Origin of the sequence: Mycolicibacterium neworleansense (assembly GCF_001245615.1) — a bacterium.
In the GTDB taxonomy this organism is placed as follows: domain Bacteria; phylum Actinomycetota; class Actinomycetes; order Mycobacteriales; family Mycobacteriaceae; genus Mycobacterium; species Mycobacterium neworleansense.
Genome location: NZ_CWKH01000001.1, coordinates 1,999,710 through 2,016,205, shown reverse-complemented (window position 1 = coordinate 2,016,205; position 16,496 = coordinate 1,999,710). Strand labels below are relative to the sequence as shown.

Genomic DNA, 16,496 nt, shown 5'->3' with positions numbered 1-16,496 from the left:
CCGATCGACAAGTCTCTGCGATCGTAGAGACTCGCGGGGCGGCAGAGCGGAGGTGCGGCAGGGGTTAGTGCAGAGGTGGATCAGCTCGCGTCGGGCTGCTTGATACCGACGGCGTGGCGTAGTTGCGCCAGGAACTGATCGCCGTCGTCGCTTCGCACGATGTAGTGAGATACCGCGACCCGGATCGCAGTGGCGGCCTTGACCGGGGCGTTGGCGCCGGACAGCAGTTTGAGCAGCCGGGCGCGCATCAGCGGGATCACGTTGGCCAGTTGTGCGATCACGACTTCGGGCTCGATGTCGACCAGCCGGACGCCGGAATACGACTGCTGGTACTGCACGATGAAACGCAGTGCGGCGTCGAGCTTCTCGGTGCCGCGCAGGCCGACGGTGGCGCGGCTGATGCCGTGGTCGAACATCTCGCGTTCATACGTACCGAACGCGTCGAGAAGCTCCTGCTTGTCAGCGAACCAGCGGTAGAGCGTGGGTCGCGAGACGCCGGCTTGCAGGGCCACCTCGGACAGGCTCAGCTTGGTCTGGCCACTTCGGGCCAGCACCTCGGCCGTCGCGACCAGGATCCGGTGGCGCGTCGAGGTGTCTTCTGCTGATGCGTCCCGCTGTGCGGCTACAGGTTCATTCACGTCCAGGCCTCGGTTGATGTGGTTCACCAAATGGTAGGACCATCACAGCAACTTCTTGAGTATTGCCACAGTCTCCAGGTCCGCCAAGGCTGCCACACCCCGCCTGGCGCCTTCGGCGGCGATGCCTTCGTCCTGCATTCCGCCGAGGCCGGCGGTGATGACCGGTGCGGCGTACGCGTAGATCGCGCCGAGGCGATATCGCTCCCACAGCTCGTCGTGATCGAGGGACGGGCCGCCCGCCGCGGCCAGCGCGTGTCGGTACTCGTCGAGCAGGTCGCGTTCGGCTGCCTGCCGGTCGGCCGTGGTCATGCAGGTGACCAGCGTGTACGCCAGTTCGCGGCCGGGATGGCCGCGCCGAACGGCCTGCCAGTCGAGCAGGCCGGCCTCGCCGTTGCGGAAGAACAGGTTGCCCGGATGTGCGTCACCGTGCATCACGGTGTGCGGCGGGCGGTCCAGCAGTTGGGCCGCCGCCCGGTAGTTCTCGTCGATGAACCGGCCTTCGGCCACCGGGATGTCGGTGGTCTCGGCCAGGCGTTTGGTCGACAGCTTGAGCAGTGAGCCGGTCATCAGCGAGGTGTGGTCGCCCGACGCCGAGTACAGCCAGCCCAGCGGCCCGCTGCCGCTGCGCGCCGGCAGCCGGCCCCAGAACGCCGCGTGTACCCGGGCCAGCAGTCGAACCGTCATGGCGGCGCGGTCCTTGTCCAGCGGGTGCAGGGTGTCGGGGAACTCGCAGGGGCTCGATGCGAGGTCTTCCAGCATGAGCACGTACCGGCCGGTGAGGGCGTCGAAGGCGGCGCCGTAGGCCCGCGGAATGCCGGACAGGCGCTCGGCCAGCTGTTGGTAGAAGCGAACCTCGGTGTGTCCCAGCCGGCCCAGCTCACCCATCATCCGGGTGGCCGCGGTCTCGGCGGGCATCTTGACGAAGACCGATTCGGGCAGCCCGGCGCCGGTCAGTGCCAGCCTGGCGCGTGACGATGTGCCGGCATCGCCGCCGATGACCGACACCGACTCGACCGTGCGACCGGTCAGTCTGGACAGGTAGACCGCATCGAGATCGGCGATCCGGCGGGGCATTGCGCGCATGCGCCCGATCGCCGCGTCGGTTGCGATACGTTGCACCCCGTGGCCGATGTGGGCGGCGAGACCGGCGACAGGGACGATGCGGCGCGCCGGTGTGAGCATTCGGCAAGTTTACAAATTTATGCCAGGTTGTAAAGTGCATTCAGAAAGGGGCGGCGGTGGCGGGTCCGTTGGAGGGGTTTCGGGTCATCGAGTTGGGTGTCTGGGTTGCCGCACCGGCGGCCGGGGCGCTTTTGGCCGACTGGGGCGCCGACGTCATCAAGATCGAGCCGCCGTCGGGCGACCCGGCGAGAACGTTCGGACGGATGCTCGGACTGGATCCGGACCTGGGCGTGGCGGCCAATCCGCCCTTCGAGATGGACAACCGGTCCAAACGCAGCATCGTGCTCGATCTGGGCACCCCAGAGGGGCGCGGCAGCGCGAGCGAATTACTCTCCAGCGCAGACGTTTTCCTGACCAACGTGCGTCCAGCCGCGTTGCGCCGGCTGGAGTTGGACTTCGACGCCGTCGCGGCACGCAATCCGCGGCTGGTGTACGGGTTGATCACCGGATACGGACTCACCGGACCCGAGGCGGACCGCGCGGCCTACGACGTCGCCGCATTCTGGGCGCGTGCCGGCCTGGCCGATCTGCTCACTCGGCCCGGGGACACCCCACCCTTCCAGCGCGGCGGGATGGGGGACCACTCCGCGGGGATGACGCTGGCGGCCGCGGTGTGTGCCGCGCTCCTGGCCAGAAATCGTACGGGGAAAGGACAGTTGGTGACCACCTCGCTCTACCGCCAGGGCGCCTACACGATCAGCTTCGATCTCAACACGTTGCTGATGAGCGGTGAGCAGATCGCGATCGGCCGGCGTGAGGCGATGGCCAACCCGTGCATGAACAACTACACCGCCGGTGACGGGCAACGGTTCTGGATCGTCGGGCTGCAAGGGGACCGGCACTGGCCCGCGCTGTGCCGGGTGGTGGACCGCGAAAACTGGCTGACTGAACCGCGTTTCGTCACCGCGCGGGACCGATACGCCAACGCCCGCGAGCTGATCAGCGACCTGGACGCCATCTTCGCGGCCCATCCGATGGATCACTGGGCTGCGCTGTTCGACGGCGAACCCGACTTCTTCTGGTCGCCGATCAACAGTTTGGACGATGTCATCGCCGATGAGCAGTTCCATGCCGCAGGTGGCATCGTCGAAGTTCCCGATGGGATGTCGACGGTACCGATGGTGGCCAGTCCGGCCGATTTCTCGGCCACCCCATGGAAACCGCGCATGGTCGCCCCTGCGCTCGGGGCGCACACCGACGAGATCCTGGCGGAGTTGCGGGGGATCAGGATCGCTGAGCGTTGATGCCCGCGAGCAGTTCATCGAGTTGCTCGCGGGTCACCTGGCCTGCCGAGAATGCGGCCATCCGCCCGATCGGCACGGACTCCAGCATCCGCAGTAGATTGCTGCCGAGTGCGGAATCGGCTGCGCCGAAAGGCGATGCGCTGTCCAGCACCGCCAGAATCGTCTTCGCGGCCACCGGGTCGGCCAGGAGTTCGCCCAGCGTGGAATCCCGGGTGAATGGGCTCCTCGGCTCATCGCCGGCCACCGCTACCGTCGCCGTCACGCGCAGATCGCGGCTCGACGCTCCGACCGACACCGAATACCGGCCGGTCTCGAGGACCCAGCGGCCGGCATCGGTACTCCAGAACGCGAGATCGGTTCGGCTGACCGGGATCTCGATGGTGCGCTGCTCACCGGGATCGACGGTCACCGTGGCGAAACCGGCCAGCCATCGGACAGGCCTGGCGACCGCGGAACCGGGTAGCCCGGCGTATACCTGCACCACCTCACGACCCGGCCGGGTCCCGGTGTTGGCCACCGTGAGCCGCACCGACAGCCCCTCCTCGGTGGGGTCGACCTCAAGGCCGGAGTAGTCGAACCGGGTGTAGGACAGCCCGTGGCCGAACGGGAACGCCACCGGGATGTCCCGGGCGTCATACCAGCGATAGCCGACGAAAATCCGCTCGCCGTAAACGGTATGGCCGGACTCGGACGGAAAGTTGAGATAGGCGGGGGAATCCTGCAGCCGCAACGGCACCGTCTCGGCCAGCCGACCCGACGGGTTCACGACGCCGAACAGCACATCGGCCAGTGCGCCGCCCCCGGCTTGCCCGAGCAGGGCGCCGTCCACGACGGCCGGGGCCGCATCGGCGACCGCGTCGAGGCGCACCACGCCGCCATGGGACAGCACGGCCACGGTGCGGGGCTGGGCCTGCACCACGGCGCGGAGTAGCTCGAGCTGGTCGGCGGGAAGATCGATGTGCCCGCGGTCGTAGCCCTCGGACTCTTCTTCGGCGGTGAGGCCGAGGAACACGACTGCGGCGTCGGCGGATTCAGCGGCGCCGACGGCGGCGGCGATGTCGGTGCCCGGGCAATAGGTCACGGGGTGATCGCCTGCGAGCCTGCGGATCTCCTCCAGCGGAACGTCGAGGCGGGTAGGGTTCACATGGGAACTGCCACCGCCCTGGTATCTCGGCTCTTGGGCGACCCCGCCGATGACCGCCAGTGGGGCCGGCGCCAGCGGCAGCAGATCGCCGTCGTTCTGCACCAGCACGATGGCGCGCTGCGCCGCTTCCCGCGCCAGCTCGTGGTGCGCATCGACATCAAATACTGTTGCCGTGCAGGTCATTTCGGTGACTTTGTCGGCCAGGCGGGCCACCCGGCCCGCCGCGCGGGCGACGACATCGGCGCCCAGGGACCCGGCCCGCACCGCGCTTACCACCTCGGCATTGGAGAGGCCCCCGGTCGTCGGCATCTCCAGGTCCAAGCCCGCGGCCACGGCGGTCACCCGGTCTGCCACCGCACCCCAGTCGCTGACCACCAGGCCGTCGAAACCCCACTCGTCGCGGAGCACCGTCGTCAGCAACCAGGCATTCTCGGACGCGTACACCCCGTTGATCCGGTTGTACGAACACATCACGGTCCAGGGCCGCGCCTGGCGCACCACGATTTCGAATGTGCGCAGATAGATCTCCCGCAACGTGCGGTCATCGACGTCGGAGCTGGCGCGCATCCGGTCGTGCTCGGCGTTGTTGGCCGCGAAATGTTTGAGCGACGCACCCACACCGCGGCTCTGCACCCCACGAACCCACGCGGCGCCCAGCGTTCCCGAGAGCAGCGGATCCTCCGAGAAATACTCGAAGTTGCGCCCACACCGCGGGTCGCGCTTGATGTTGACGCCCGGACCGAGCAGGACGTGTACGCCCAGGGCGCGGCTCTCGTCGCCCAGGGCCCGACCGATGCGCTCCACCAGATCGGGATCCCAGGTCTGGCTGAGCCCGACCGCCGGCGGAAAGCAGGTCGCCGGTTCGCTGCCCGAGATGCCCAGATGATCTGTGGCGCTGCCGGATTGCCTGCGCACGCCGTGCGGTCCGTCGGTCAACATCAGCGCCGGCACCGGGCCGATCGCCTTGGTGGTCCAGAAACTGGCACCGCTGCCCAACGCAGCCTGTTCGGTCAGGTCGAGCCCGGCGATGGGATCAGCAGAGTCGGTCACCGAGCCCAGGGTAGCGTCGGACGGGTAAATCCCTGGTCACTGCGGGTGCTTCACCCCGGCGGCGTGGCGGAGCTGGGCGAGGAAGTCGTCGGCGTCGTCACTGCGTACCAGGTAGTGGCAGACCGCCACCCGCACCGCTGTGGCCGCCGCGATGTCGGCGTCCGGCCCGGTGGTCAGGCGCTGCAGGCGTTCGCGCATCAGCGGGATTACCTGGGTGAGGCGCTTGATGACGTGTTCGGGTTCGATGTCGACCATCCGCAGGCCCGGGTAGGACTGCTGATATTCGACGACGGTGCGCAGTGCGGCGTCGAGGTGTTCATTGTCGGGCAGATCGGCCGACGCCTGGGCCACTGCCTGCTCGTAGTACTTGCGCTCCCACACCACGAATGCGTCCAAAAGCTCCTGTTTGGAGGCGAACCAGCGATAGAGCGTGGGCCGGGACACTCCGGCCTGCAAGGCGACCTCGGACAGGCTGAGCTTGGTCATGCCGTTGGCCCCCAGGACCTCGGCGGTGGCGGCCAGGATTCGCCCGCGGGTGCTGCCGTCGTCATCGATGGACGAGTTCTCCGCCATGCCCACAGCTTTACAAACTATCGCTCAACTGTCACGCTAATTCGTGGCGCGACACCGTCGTCGGACGCCCGTTCAGGAGGGAATCCCCGTGACAGTTGCCAGCTCACCGCAGGCACGCGAATACAGCCCATTCGACATCACGTCGCACGACTTCTGGAGCCGGCCCTTCGCCGAACGTGACGAAACGTTCGCCCAGCTGCGCGCCGGCGCGGGCCTGAGCTGGCACCAGCCGCTGTCGACGCTGTTCGACGTCGAAGAGCCCGGCTTCTGGGCGGTGACCCGCCGGGCCGACATCCAGTTCGTCAGCCAGCATCCGGAGTTGTTCACCTCGACCCAGGGCGTGGCGCTGGATCCGATGCCAGCCGACGTGCAGAAATTCGCCACCTTCTTTCTGATGATGGACCCGCCCGAGCACACCACCTACCGTCGCCTGATCAGCTCGGCATTCACCCCGCGCAACGTGCGCAAGATCGAAGAGCAGATTCACCGCAACGCCGTCGCCATCGTCGACGACCTGATCGGTGCCGGGGAAGTCGACTTCGTCGAGGCGTGCTCGGCGCAACTGCCGATGCGCACCATCTCCGACATGCTCGGAGTACCCACCGCAGATCAGCCGGCGCTGGCCAAGGCTGCTGAGAAGCTGTTCAGCATGAGCGATGACGAGTACTCGTCGCTCGAAGAACGCGCCATGGCCACCATCAACGAGATCATGCTCATCTCGAACACCGGAGTGGAGCTGGCCAAGTTCCGGCGCGCCAATCCCGGTGACGATCTGATGACCAGCATCGTCAACGCCGAGGTCGACGGGCACCGACTGACCGACGAGGAGATCGGGGCGTTCCTGATCCTGCTCGCCTCGGCGGGCAACGACACCACCAAGCAGACCACCACCCACGCGATGATGGCCCTGGCCGCCAACCCGGACCAAAAAGACTGGCTGCTGGAGGATTTCGACAGCCGGATCGGCCTTGCCACCGAGGAATTCGTTCGATGGGCGACCCCGGTGATCCAGTTCGCCCGGCACGCCACCGAAGACGTCGAACTGGCCGGTCAGCAGATCCGGGCGGGCGACAAGGTGGGCCTGTTCTACTGCTCGGGTAACCGGGACGAATCGGTGTTCGCCGACCCGCAACGGTTCGATCTGAGCCGTTCACCCAACCCGCAAGTCGGGTTCGGTGGCGGCGGTCCGCACTTCTGCCTGGGTAACCAGCTGGCCAAGACCGAGTTGCGACACCTGTTCCGCGAGTTGCTGACTCGGTTGCACACCGTCGAATTCGGCGAGCCCGAACTGCTGTACAGCAGCTTCGTGCATGGCATCAAGCGCGTGCCCGCGCACATCGCCTAGGTCAGGCCGCGATGCGCGTCGAAGTCGATCTGGCAAAGTGCACCGGGCACGGTATCTGCGAATCGATCGCCGAGGACGTGTTCGAGGTTTCCGACAAGGGCATGGTGCACATCCTCGGTGACGATCACCCGGACAACGACCGGGAACGGTTGCAACAGGCCGTGACCCAGTGTCCGGCCGGTGCCTTACGGATGCAGGGCTGAACCTCAGGCGGCCGCCACCAGTACCCGGACCGGGCCGCGCACCGGGTAATTGGTGCCGTAGTTCAGGGGCCCGGCCAGTTGCCAGTCGCCGACGGTATCGATCAGCTCCTCGACAAAGATCTGTGCCTCCAGCCGGGCCAGGTTCATGCCGAGGCAGCTGTGCAGGTGGGCTGGCCGTGGCCGGAGGGGCCGGGGTGGGTGCGGTCCTCGACAGCCTCGCCGCCGAGATCCGCTCGACGCTGACGCTGATGGGTGTGGCGAGCGTGGTCGACCTGAACCCCTCAGTTCTCCGGCGAGCAGACACTCAGGTACCCGAAAAGGGCTATTGACAGGTACTTTCGCTGGGGCCCCGCCCGCTTGCGGAGGACTGCCCGCGCTAAGAACGCTTGGGCGGGCGAGGGCGCACCAGCACCGACTGCTGGATCGCGCCCACCGCGCCGGCCTGATCGAACAACGTGCCTACTGTGGCACCGATGCCGTCGGGTCCGTAGTTGGTGTCGGCGCGGATGCCGATCCACTCCCCGTCGGGCACGCGGTGGATGTGCACCACCAGATCGGTGTTGAGGAACGTCCACTTCCGGATGTCGATCTTGGAGCCGATGCCGTTGGCGTCATCGGCCACCGCGAACAAGCGCTGCAGTGGCGTCATCGGTTCGCCTTTGACAAGGTCTACCGTCGGCTTGAGCCAGGATTCACCCGGGCCGGGCGCCTGCGGCACGGTCAGCCAGCGCCAATCCACGCTGTGCACGTAGTTGGTCTCCCAGTTCTTGGCCATGTCGCGGCTGCGGGCCCGCTCCAGCGGCGGCAGCGGCTCGACGCCCGTGTGGGTGAGCGCGGTGGTGTCCAGCTGCAACATCCGCCATCCGCCGGCGCGCGCCACCGCCCGGGGCGCACCGTCGGGCCCGGGCGCCAGCATCTCGGCGCTGACCAGTTCGATCTGCTTGCCGGGCCGTTCCAGTCGCGCGCGCACCCACAGGTCACCCTCGGACGGCACCCCGCCCATCAGGTCGATGGCCACGCGGCTCAGCCGGGTGTCGGCACGGTGGTCGCAGCGTTCGAGGGCCCGCACCAGCAACGCCGACACCGGAGCGCCGTGCTGGATGTCGGCCGACCAGGTGCCGCGGGCCATGTCGGTGGCAGCGAATTTCTCGCCGATCGGGTCGTTCTCGTCGATCAGCTCGTAGTAGGAGTCGGACATATCTACCGTTCAGTGGTGATGGTGGGTGTCGTGATCGCCCGGTGCGGGCGTTTCGACCATCAGTGCGTCGACCCGCGACAGTTTGGTGCCGACGAGCCTTTCTGGATAGGCGTCGGTCGTGGTGACCATGAACAGGGTGCGCCCCTCGGCACCGCCCAGCGCGCACGCGATGGCGGTGCGACCGTCGGTGTCGATGCGGTCGGTGACCACGGAGCCGTCGGGCGCGACGCGCTGGAACGCATGCGCCAGCGTCAATGCCGCCCACACTCCGCCGTCGACGTCGATCGCCAGACCGTCAGGCGGCCCGTCGAGGCTTTCGGCGAACACCCGCCGATCGGTCAGACCGCCGTCGTCACCGATGGTGAAGGCGCTGAGCCGCCGTGCGGTGGACTCCGCGACGATCAGGGTGGTGCCGTCCGGGGTGATCACCATGCCGTTGGGGAAGTCGAGGCGGTCGGCGACGACGGTCACCGCGTCATCGGGGTCGATGCGCACGATCACCCCGTCGGTACGGGCCTGGGATCCGACATAGGCCCGACCATGTTCGTCGACCACCATGTCACCGAGCGGCGCCGGGACCAGGTCGCTGAGATCGGCGAGCAGCTCGACGGTGTCGCCGTCGTAGCGCAGCACCTGACGACGCTGGGTGGACACGATCAACAGGGTGCCGTCGGGCCGAAAACCCAGGCCGGACGGCGAATGCCCGGGTACGGGCAGGGTGGTCATCGACCCTGACAACGTGACCGTGTGGACGGCCTCGCCCAGCATGTCGGAAAACCACAGGAGTCCTTCGAACCAGCGCGGCCCCTCGCCGAAACAGAAACCATGCGCCAGTTCAGTTGTGCCGGTTTGTTCGGTTCCCGCCGTCATGTCCCCGTACCTTTACAAAACACGCCATAAGTGTCACGCTCCCATGGTGCCACTGTCAACTATCGGAGCCTCTTGATGAAGAAGTTCTACGGCCACACGCTGCTCTATCTGCACGAGACCATCGACCTGGGGTCGGGACGGACCGACCAATTTGTGGAAACCTTCGGCGAGGTCTACCAGCCCATGATGGAGGACCTCGGCGCCCGGCTGTTCGCGATCTGGGAGACCACGCCCTACAACGGGCACTGGCCCCAGGTGACGATCATCTGGGAGATCGACGCCTTCGCCGACTACGCCCGGATCGGCAGGGCACAGGCCGCCGGCGGCAGCCATGAGAAGCCCGCACTGCAGTGGGCGGCATACCTGTCCGAGCTAGGGGCCCGCGGCGAGGGCCGAATCATGTACGCCGGCAAGTACAACAGGACGCTTGCCCAGCTGCGGGAGGCGAACTTCGGTGCGGGCCTGGTGATCCAGGAGATCATGCAGACCAAACCCGGCCGCCAGGACGACTACATCCGGGAACTGGAGCGGCTGTATGTGCCGTGGTCGGAGAGCACCGGCAAGCGCTGGCTGGGCTCGTTCATCACCACGTTCCGGTTCAACGAGGTGATCCACTACTGGGCGCTCGACGACGACTGGGACTGTTTCGAGAACCACTACCCGTCGTGGAAGGGCAACCCGCCGGCCGAGATCGTCACCTGGATGAGCGTGGCCCCCGCGCTTCGCGACGGCTGGGAGGATTCCATCCTTTCGGCCCTGCCACCGTCACCGCTCAAGTAGGTCTGCCGTGAATCAACCTGTGCTGCAGGATTTCACCTACGATCCGTTCGATCCCGATGTGATGGCCAACCCGCTGCCCTACTACCGGATCCTGCGCGACGAGTTCCCGGTGTACTACATCGACAAATGGGATACCTATGCGCTGTCCCGGTTCAGCGACATCTGGGACATGCTCGGAGTCAACGACGGAACCTTCGTCGCCTCCGAGGGCACCCTGCCTGCTGCCAACGTGCTGGCGCACCGCAACGACGGCCCGGTGCCGGAGCCGCCACTGCACCCCATGCCCTTCCACGCCAACTTCGATTCACCGCTCTACGAGAACGTCCGGCGGTGCACGTCGGCGCAGTTCCGTCCGCGATCGGCGGCCAAGCTGGCCGACAGGATACGAACACTGGCCAACGAGCGTCTCGACGAGTTGCTGCCCCGCGGCACCTTCGACCTGACCCAGGATTACGGTGGCATCGTCGCCGCCGCAATGGTGTGCGAATTCGTCGGGTTACCGGTCGATCTCGCACCCGAAGTGCTGGCCACGGTCAACGCCGGCAGCCTCGCGCAACCCGGGCAGGGCGTCGAGGTCGGCAACGCGCGTCCCGGCTATCTGTCCTACCTCACCCCGATCATCGAACGCCGGCGCGCGGAAGGTCACGACGGCAGCGTGCCGATCGCCGACGCGCTGATCGATTTCCGGCTACCCGACGGTACGGCCTTCGGGGACATGGAAGCCGCCGTGCAGATGCTCGGTGTGTTCATCGGCGGCACCGAAACCGTCCCGAAGATCACCGCGACCGGCCTGTGGCAGTTGCTCCGGCATCCTGACCAATTGACCACAGTGCGTTCCGATCTCGAGGGCAACGTGCCCGTCGCCCGTGAGGAGATCATCCGGCACAGTGCGCCTGCGCAGTGGTTCGCCCGAACGGTGCGCAGGCCCTATACCGTTCACGGCACCACCATCAATCCCGGCCAACGCGTCATCACCCTGTTGGCCTCGGCAGCCCGCGACGAACGGGAGTACGAGAACCCGGATGACTTCGTGTGGGACCGGCGCATCGAACGACTGTTGTCGTTCGGGCATGGACAGCACTTCTGCCTCGGGGTGCACGTGGCTCGGTTGGAGATCACCATCATGATCCAGGAATTCCTCAAACGCGTGCCCGAATACCACATCGACGAGGGCGCGGCGTCCCGGCCGCCGTCGAGTTTCCAGTGGGGCTGGAACAACATCCCGGTGGAGGTGTGACGTGTGGTCATATCGGCTCGTCGCTCCGTACACATTTGAGCGGCAAGACGTTTCAGAGCCCTCACCGGAGTCGCTGACCGAGGGTCAGGTGCTGCTCGACTTCCTGGCCGCTGGGATCTGCGGCAGTGACCTGCCCGGATTCCGCGGCACCCAGGGCAAGCTGCCGGGGGACACCGGATGCTGCGCGGCGGAGATGAACGGCTTCCCGATCCACGAGATCGTGGGCGAGGTGCTGGCGAGCCGCCATCCGGACCACCGGTCGGGGGAGCGCGTGGTCGGTTGGGCGTCGGGTTTCGACGGTCTGATGGGCCGCGTGATCGCCGACGGATCCGGGTTGCTGTCCTACGAGAAGGGCCTGGCCCCTGAACTGGCCGTCGGCCTGCAGCCACTGGCGTGCGTCCTGTATGCGGTCGAGCAGCTACCCGACCTGGATGGCCGCCACGTCGCGGTCATCGGACAGGGCTCTATCGGGCTGCTGTTCTCCTATGTGGCAAAGGCTTTGGGGGCGGCACGGGTCACCGGGGTAGATCCGGTGGACCGCTCGTCGGTGAGTGCCCGCTTCGGGGTGGACGACGCGGTCCGCGCCACCAGTGACCGGTGGGTCAGGCATCTGGCGTCGACGGGCAGGCCCGACGTCGTCATCGAAGCTGTCGGTCATCAGGTCGCCACCCTCAACCACGCACTGGAAGCCGCCGCGTTGGGCGGCACGGTGTTCTATTTCGGTGTGCCCGACGACGACAGCTATCCGATCAGCATGCGCACCATGCTGCGGAACAACCTCACCCTGAAATCCGGTGTCACACTGGACCGTCAACGGGTGCTGCGCCGGGCCGACGAGTTCGCCCGCCAGCATCCCGACCTGCTGCCCAACTACGTCACCCACACGTTCGGCTCGGACGATGTGCAGGCGGCGTTCGAACTCGCCTGCCGGCCGGTGCCCGAGCGCGTCAAGATTGCGATCACCCGATGAGCCCCAGTCGACTCCAAGACGTGTTGGCGACAAACTCCCAGGTATGGGGCGGCTGGGTGGTCGGGCCGACCATCCTCGGCCCCGAGGAGTTCGCGGCGGCGGGCTATCACTACGTCGGATTCGACGTGCAGCACGGTTATCTCGACGATGCCGACGTGGCCCTGCTGCTGCGTCGCCTCGAGCATGTGCCGATCGCCACTGCGGTGCGGTTGCCCTCGGCCGACCCCGCACCGATCGGTCGCGTGCTCGACGCGGGCGCGGACGCGGTGATCATCGCCATGGTGGAGTCCGCCGAGCAGGCCGCCGCGGCCATTGCGGCCACCCGGTACGCCCCGGCCGGGGTGCGCAGCTTCGGGCCGTTGCGGGCCGGCCTGGGACACGACACTGCCGAGTTGGAAGCCAGGGTGAGCGTGTTTGCCATGATCGAGACGGCCCGCGGCCTGGCGGCAGCCGAGCAGATCTGCGCAGTGCCCGGCCTCGCCGGAATCTATGTCGGCCCGGCGGATCTGGCGATCTCCATGGGATATCGACTCTCCGACGCCTGGACACACCCCGAGGTGCGTGCGGCGATGGTCAGGATCCAGACCGTGGCGCACGCGGCGGGGCTGGTCGCCGGAATCCATGCCGGGGCAGGCAAGCTAGGAAAAGCTGTGGCGGACATGGGATTCCAGATGATCACCCTGGCCTCGGAATCTCAAGCGCTGCGCCGCGGTGCCACCGAGCATCTCAACGAGGCGACTGGACAGGCCGTGACCGGCATCGAACGAGGAGGCTACAACTGAACGCAGGGGCATTACCGGGCAACGGCCGGGTCGCACTCGTGACCGGCGCCGCGCGCGGCCAAGGCGCCGCGATCGTGCGCCAGCTGGTGGCCGACGGCTACCGGGTCACCGCCGGGGATCACCTGATCGACGAACTCACCCCCACGACAACCGAGTTCGGCGCCAACGTCTTGGCGGTCGAACTGGACGTGACATCGTCAGAGCACTGGCAGGCCGCGGTAGCAGCCACGGTGGCCCGGTTTGGCGGTCTCAACGCACTGGTGAACAACGCCGGTGTGCTGCACAGTGCCTCCATTGCCGAGGAGACTCCGAGCGGTTTCGAGGGCTTGTGGCGAGTGAACTGCCTGGGGCCCTTCCTGGGACTACAGGCAGCGCTCGAGCCGCTTCGGCGGGCGGACAACGCCGCGGTGGTGAACACCTGCAGCACCGGCGCGGTCCGACCGTTCCCGCACCACGCCGCCTACGGTTCGTCGAAGTGGGCACTGCGCGGGCTCACCCAGGTGGCCGCCGCCGAGCTGGGGCGTGACGGGATCCGGGTCAACGCGATCTTTCCCGGACCTGTCGAGACGCCGATGCTCGACGCGTCCACCCAGGCCCGGCTGGCGGAGCGGGCCACGTTGGGGCGGTTGGGCAAGCCGAGCGAGATGGCCGACGCCGTGGCGTTCCTGTTGTCGGACAAGGCGGGGTTCATCACCGGCGCGGAGCTCGTCATCGACGGCGGCCAATGTCTGCAGATCGGATAGCGAGGATGTCCAGCTCACCCACTGTGGGAATCATCGGTGCCGGCCCGGGCGGGCTGGCACTCGGAATCTTCCTGAAGAAGGCGGGTTTCGGCGATTTCACCATCTTCGACCGCGAGGACGGGGTCGGGGGTACGTGGCGGATCAACACCTACCCGGGCCTGGCCTGCGACGTGAAGTCACACCTGTACTCCTACTCGTTCGACCTCAACGCCGGCTGGAGCCGGCTGTGGGCGGGGCAGCCGGAGATCCTGGAGTACTTCGAGCGGTGCGCACAGCGCTACCGGCTGGGGCCGCACCTGCGGCTGAACACCGAGATCACGGCGGCGCGCTGGGATGCCGAGTCTGCCGGCTGGGTACTGACCACGGCATCCGGTGAACAGCACCGCTTCGACATCGTGGTCTCGGCGATCGGCCTGTTCACCCAGCCCCTGCGGCCGGATCTGGTGGTCGAAGAACCGTTCACCGGTACCCTCATGCACACTGCCGAGTGGGATCACGGCGTCCCTCTCGAGGGGGCCCGGGTGGCCGTGCTCGGTACCGGATCGACTGCCTCCCAGGTGGTTCCGGAGTTGGCCAAGGTCGCCGAGAAGGTGTACTCGGTGCAGCGCTCGGCGACCTGGGTGCTGCCGAAACCCGACCGGCCCTACACCGAGCGGGAACGCTGGCTGTTCGCCCACGTGCCGTTCGCCAAGAAGATCTACCGGACCCGGCTCTGGTTGCGCAGCGAGTCCAACATCGCCGTCATCGAGAACGGCAGCGACAAGACCCAGGAGTTCAAGGCGGCCGCGCTCAACCTCCTCGAATCGACCGTGGCCGACGAGGAACTGCGGGCCCGGCTGACCCCGGACCATCCGCTGGGTTGCAAGCGGCTGGTGTTCTCGCCGGATTTCATCGTCACGCTGACCCGGCCCAACGTCGAGGTGGTGTCCAGTCCGGCCCGGGCGCTGCGGGCCCGGTCGCTGGTCACCGAGGACGGTCGGGAACTCGACGTCGATGTGGTGGTGTGCGCCACCGGCTACGCCGCCGCCGACTACCTGGGACAGATCGAGGTCACCGGCGAAGGCGGGGCCTCGCTGCACGACACCTGGAGCGACGGGGCGTTCGCCTACCTGGGCATGACGGTGCCGGGCTTCCCGAATTTCTTCATGCTCTACGGCCCGAACACCAACGTCGGCTCCAACAGCGTCATCTTCATCCTGGAGGCGCAGGCCCGCTATGTGGTCCGGGCCCTGAAACACCTTCGGCGCAAACGTAAGTCATATGTGGCGGTGCGTCCCGATGCCATGGCCGCGTTCCTGGCCGACATCGACCGGTGGATGCAGGGCACGGTGTGGCTGACGCGGTGCAGCAGCTATTTCCGGGCCCCCAGCGGCCGGGTGGTCACCCAGTGGCCGCGCAGTGCCCGCGCATTCTGGTCGATGACCCGCCGGTTCCGGGCCGCCGACTACACTTTCCAACCGCCCACCAACTACCCGGCCAAGGTCACCGCGGCCGCCGATCGGACGGACGGCTGAGCCATGGCCTGGCTGGAGCGCCTCGACCCCGCGTTACTGGGGTTTGCCGAGGCCCGCACCGACCTGTCCACCGAGCAGCTGGGCGTGGTGCGTACCTCGCTGGATCAGCGTCGGCGTGAGGCTGCGCAGGTCCTGGACACCCCCGGCGTGGAGATCATCGGGGCCCGCGTTGCGCTGGGGCGGCGCACCATCCCGGTGCGTATCTACCGTGGTGGACCGTCACCGTCACCTGCGGTGGTGTACTGCCATTCGGGTGCCCTCGTCCTAGGCAATCTCGACACCGACCAGATCCAGTGTGTGGAGCTGGCCCGCCGCGCCCGGTGCACGGTCATCGCGATGGACTACCGGCTGGCGCCCGAATATCCCTATCCGGCCGCCTTCGACGACGCGATGGTGGTGCTCAATTGGGCGGCCACGCTGGCCGGTGAGCTCGACATCGATGCGGGGCGTATCGCGGTGGCCGGCAGCAGTGCCGGCGGTGCGTTGGCCGCGCTGCTGGCGCAGCACGCCGCAGCCGGGTCCGCGCCACCGGTCGTGTTCCAGGCCCTGCATCAGCCGGTGCTCGACGACCGGCCGACCCGGTCCAAGGAGGAGTTCGCCGAAACCCCGGGCTTCGACGGTCCGGCGACCGTCGCGATGTGGCGGCACTATGCGGGCGGCCGCGAGGTGCCGGAGGCGGCCGTTCCCGCCCGCGCGTCCGCGCTGACCGGTGTGGCACCGGCGCTGATCACCTGTTCAGAGCTTGATCCGCTGCGCGACGAGGCACTGGACTATGCGCGCCGGCTGCTGGCCGAGGGCGTTGCCACCGAACTCCATCTGTTTCCCGGGACCTGTCACGGCTTCGATTCGCTGCTTCCGGAGTGGGAGGTCAGCCAACAGCTTTTCGCCCTGCAGGGCGCGGCGTTGCGGCGCGCGCTGTACGGCTGAGCTGGTAGCTGGGACCCCTCGGCCGGTCCTCGGCGGTGGTTGTGATCGACGTTGTGGGCAATAATGCAGGTCTGTTTGCAAGTGAAACTCGCGCGG

18 protein-coding genes are annotated in these 16,496 nt (G+C 67.3%); 11 read left to right on the top strand and 7 right to left on the bottom strand.

What is annotated here, in order from left to right; genetic code table 11:
* Positions 1 to 80 precede the first annotated feature (80 nt).
* Together BN2156_RS09495 and BN2156_RS09490 are read right to left on the bottom strand one after the other, a co-directional pair.
* On the bottom strand, positions 81 to 638 hold the full coding sequence (locus tag BN2156_RS09495) for a TetR/AcrR family transcriptional regulator (RefSeq protein WP_090515703.1): 558 nt from the start codon (positions 636 to 638) through the stop codon (positions 81 to 83).
* A 42-nt stretch (positions 639 to 680) separates the two neighbouring features.
* A complete protein-coding gene (locus tag BN2156_RS09490) occupies positions 681 to 1,820 on the bottom strand; it encodes a phosphotransferase (protein WP_090512762.1) in 1,140 nt (379 codons plus the stop codon).
* Positions 1,821 to 1,876: 56 nt separating this feature from the next.
* Here BN2156_RS09490 and BN2156_RS09485 point away from each other — a divergent pair, with 56 nt between their 5' ends.
* Positions 1,877 to 3,064, top strand: coding sequence for a CaiB/BaiF CoA transferase family protein (locus BN2156_RS09485; protein ID WP_090512759.1), 1,188 nt, complete (start codon positions 1,877 to 1,879; stop codon positions 3,062 to 3,064).
* Here BN2156_RS09485 and BN2156_RS09480 read toward each other — a convergent pair.
* A complete protein-coding gene (locus BN2156_RS09480) occupies positions 3,045 to 5,258 on the bottom strand; it encodes a glycoside hydrolase family 3 C-terminal domain-containing protein (protein ID WP_235625257.1) in 2,214 nt (737 codons plus the stop codon). The two genes, BN2156_RS09485 and BN2156_RS09480, sit on opposite strands and share 20 nt — an antisense overlap.
* 36 nt (positions 5,259 to 5,294) lie before the next feature.
* Positions 5,295 to 5,831 (bottom strand): TetR/AcrR family transcriptional regulator, encoded by a 537-nt coding sequence (locus BN2156_RS09475; protein ID WP_090512758.1) that lies wholly within the window; start codon positions 5,829 to 5,831, stop codon positions 5,295 to 5,297.
* An 88-nt stretch (positions 5,832 to 5,919) separates the two neighbouring features.
* Between BN2156_RS09475 and BN2156_RS09470 the strand changes: the two genes are divergently transcribed.
* Complete coding sequence (locus BN2156_RS09470; protein ID WP_090512755.1) at positions 5,920 to 7,176, top strand: cytochrome P450; 1,257 nt, start codon at positions 5,920 to 5,922, stop codon at positions 7,174 to 7,176.
* 11 nt (positions 7,177 to 7,187) lie between these two features.
* A complete protein-coding gene (locus BN2156_RS09465) occupies positions 7,188 to 7,379 on the top strand; it encodes a ferredoxin (protein WP_090512752.1) in 192 nt (63 codons plus the stop codon).
* A 3-nt stretch (positions 7,380 to 7,382) separates the two neighbouring features.
* Here the strand turns inward: BN2156_RS09465 and BN2156_RS31125 are convergent, their stop codons facing one another.
* Positions 7,383 to 7,526 carry a cytochrome P450 gene (locus BN2156_RS31125; RefSeq protein ID WP_235625256.1) on the bottom strand — a complete coding sequence of 48 codons (144 nt, stop codon included), beginning with the start codon at positions 7,524 to 7,526 and terminating at the stop codon, positions 7,383 to 7,385.
* A 29-nt stretch (positions 7,527 to 7,555) separates the two neighbouring features.
* Between BN2156_RS31125 and BN2156_RS31120 the strand changes: the two genes are divergently transcribed.
* Positions 7,556 to 7,708 (top strand): alpha-hydroxy-acid oxidizing protein, encoded by a 153-nt coding sequence (locus BN2156_RS31120; RefSeq protein ID WP_235625255.1) that lies wholly within the window; start codon positions 7,556 to 7,558, stop codon positions 7,706 to 7,708.
* Positions 7,709 to 7,755: 47 nt separating this feature from the next.
* Here BN2156_RS31120 and BN2156_RS09455 read toward each other — a convergent pair whose 3' ends face one another.
* Together BN2156_RS09455 and BN2156_RS09450 are read right to left on the bottom strand one after the other, a co-directional pair.
* On the bottom strand, positions 7,756 to 8,577 hold the full coding sequence (locus BN2156_RS09455) for a thioesterase family protein (RefSeq protein WP_090512746.1): 822 nt from the start codon (positions 8,575 to 8,577) through the stop codon (positions 7,756 to 7,758).
* Between the two features lie 9 nt (positions 8,578 to 8,586).
* Entirely contained in the window at positions 8,587 to 9,447 is an 861-nt protein-coding gene (locus BN2156_RS09450; protein WP_090512744.1) for an SMP-30/gluconolactonase/LRE family protein, read from the bottom strand.
* Between the two features lie 75 nt (positions 9,448 to 9,522).
* On the opposite strand from BN2156_RS09450, the gene BN2156_RS09445 reads away from it, so the two are divergent.
* From BN2156_RS09445 to BN2156_RS09415, 7 genes are all read left to right on the top strand, one after another.
* Positions 9,523 to 10,227: an NIPSNAP family protein gene (locus tag BN2156_RS09445; RefSeq protein ID WP_090512742.1), complete on the top strand. Its 705-nt coding sequence runs from the start codon at positions 9,523 to 9,525 to the stop codon at positions 10,225 to 10,227.
* Between the two features lie 61 nt (positions 10,228 to 10,288).
* Positions 10,289 to 11,464, top strand: coding sequence for a cytochrome P450 (locus BN2156_RS09440; protein ID WP_162490842.1), 1,176 nt, complete (start codon positions 10,289 to 10,291; stop codon positions 11,462 to 11,464).
* Position 11,465: 1 nt separating this feature from the next.
* The gene (locus BN2156_RS09435; protein ID WP_090512736.1) at positions 11,466 to 12,434 is read left to right on the top strand and encodes a zinc-binding dehydrogenase; all 969 of its coding nucleotides are present in this window, start codon (positions 11,466 to 11,468) and stop codon (positions 12,432 to 12,434) included.
* Positions 12,431 to 13,216 carry an HpcH/HpaI aldolase family protein gene (locus BN2156_RS09430; RefSeq protein ID WP_090512734.1) on the top strand — a complete coding sequence of 262 codons (786 nt, stop codon included), beginning with the start codon at positions 12,431 to 12,433 and terminating at the stop codon, positions 13,214 to 13,216. The genes BN2156_RS09435 and BN2156_RS09430 overlap by 4 nt, the downstream gene beginning before the upstream one ends.
* Before the next feature lie 38 nt (positions 13,217 to 13,254).
* Positions 13,255 to 13,959, top strand: coding sequence for an SDR family NAD(P)-dependent oxidoreductase (locus BN2156_RS09425; RefSeq protein ID WP_235625254.1), 705 nt, complete (start codon positions 13,255 to 13,257; stop codon positions 13,957 to 13,959).
* Positions 13,941 to 15,473 carry a flavin-containing monooxygenase gene (locus BN2156_RS09420; protein ID WP_090512732.1) on the top strand — a complete coding sequence of 511 codons (1,533 nt, stop codon included), beginning with the start codon at positions 13,941 to 13,943 and terminating at the stop codon, positions 15,471 to 15,473. The genes BN2156_RS09425 and BN2156_RS09420 overlap by 19 nt, the downstream gene beginning before the upstream one ends.
* A gap of 3 nt (positions 15,474 to 15,476) precedes the next feature.
* Positions 15,477 to 16,400 (top strand): alpha/beta hydrolase, encoded by a 924-nt coding sequence (locus tag BN2156_RS09415; RefSeq protein WP_090512731.1) that lies wholly within the window; start codon positions 15,477 to 15,479, stop codon positions 16,398 to 16,400.
* The last annotated feature ends 96 nt before the right edge of the window (positions 16,401 to 16,496 follow it).